Consider the following 701-nt stretch of genomic DNA (forward strand, 5'->3'; position numbering starts at 1 on the left):
GAAGACCACGACGCCGGCGGCCGACTCGTGCATGGCGCCGAGCTCGGCGAGCTGCGCGCCTTCGAGGCCGACGGTGACGGCGCCGACCGGCTGCACGTCGCAGTAGCCGGACTCGCGGCCGAGCCGCCACACCTGCTCGACGACGCCGGCGGTGTCGGCGACGGGGAAGGTGTTGGCCATCGCGTGCACGGCGGTGTAGCCGCCGACGGCCGCGGCCTGGGTGCCGGTCAGCACGGTCTCGGAGTCCTCGCGGCCCGGCTCGCGCAGGTGCGTGTGCAGGTCGACCAGGCCGGGCAGCAGGATCTGGCCCTCGGCCTCGATGACCGTGGCGCCCTCGGCCGACAGGCCCTGGCCCACGGCGGCGATGGTCTCGCCCTCGATGAGGACGTCGGCGCTGTCGCCGCCGATCAGTCGCGCGCCGCGCAGCAGGGTCTTGGTGGTCTCGCTCATGGCGTGCTGGTCTCCTCGGTGCGGGCGGGCTTGTCGGCGGGGGCGCTCGGGGCGAGGGCGGGCTCGTTGCCGCCGAGCAGCAGGTACAGGGCGGCCATCCGGATGCTCACGCCGTTGGTCACCTGCTCCACGGCGGTGCAGCGGGGCGAGTCGGCGACCTCGGCCGTGATCTCCATACCCCGGTTCATCGGCCCCGGGTGCATGACGATGGCGTGTTCCGGCATTCGGGCCATGCGGTCGCCGGTCAGGCC

1 protein-coding gene and 1 pseudogene are annotated in these 701 nt (G+C 74.2%); both read right to left on the minus strand.

The window, feature by feature from the left end; all coding sequences use genetic code 11:
* On the minus strand, window positions 1-450 hold a 450-nt coding region (locus tag KUM32_RS39345; protein WP_217146547.1), incomplete at its 3' end, for an amidohydrolase family protein.
* A pseudogene (locus KUM32_RS39350) lies at window positions 447-701 on the minus strand (aspartate carbamoyltransferase); the annotation flags it as partial. The pseudogene KUM32_RS39350 and the gene KUM32_RS39345, both read right to left, overlap by 4 nt.

Source organism: Streptomyces sp. AC627_RSS907, assembly GCF_019049165.1.